The 361-nt window shown below is 46.5% G+C and carries 3 tRNA genes; all 3 read right to left on the bottom strand.

The features are described from left to right. Positions 1-7: 7 nt before the first annotated feature. Positions 8-94, bottom strand: a tRNA-Leu gene (locus HII17_RS18900). A gap of 67 nt (positions 95-161) precedes the next feature. After that, a tRNA-Gly gene (locus tag HII17_RS18895) sits at positions 162-237 on the bottom strand. A gap of 32 nt (positions 238-269) precedes the next feature. Further along, a tRNA-Leu gene (locus HII17_RS18890) sits at positions 270-356 on the bottom strand. Positions 357-361: the final 5 nt, after the last annotated feature.

Genomic DNA, 361 nt, shown 5'->3' with positions numbered 1-361 from the left:
ATATAAATGGTACCCAGGGCCGGACTTGAACCGGCACGCTCTTACAAGCGAGGGATTTTAAATCCCTTGTGTCTACCAATTCCACCACCCGGGCATTCAGGAAGAATTTTATACTAGGAAATTGGTGACCTAGTCTCTTTACTATATATGAGTAAAAAAATTGGAGCGGTTGACGAGGCTCGAACTCGTGACATCCACCTTGGCAAGGTGGTGCTCTACCAACTGAGCTACAACCGCATATTACTTACTAATGTTAATTCTAGATGAAATGGTACCCAGGGCCGGACTTGAACCGGCACGCTCTTACAAGCGAGGGATTTTAAATCCCTTGTGTCTACCAATTCCACCACCCGGGCAACGT

It is taken from the genome of Thalassotalea algicola (assembly GCF_012932965.1).
GTDB classification, from domain to species: domain Bacteria; phylum Pseudomonadota; class Gammaproteobacteria; order Enterobacterales; family Alteromonadaceae; genus Thalassotalea_F; species Thalassotalea_F algicola.
This window is presented reverse-complemented; position numbering and strand designations above follow the sequence as displayed.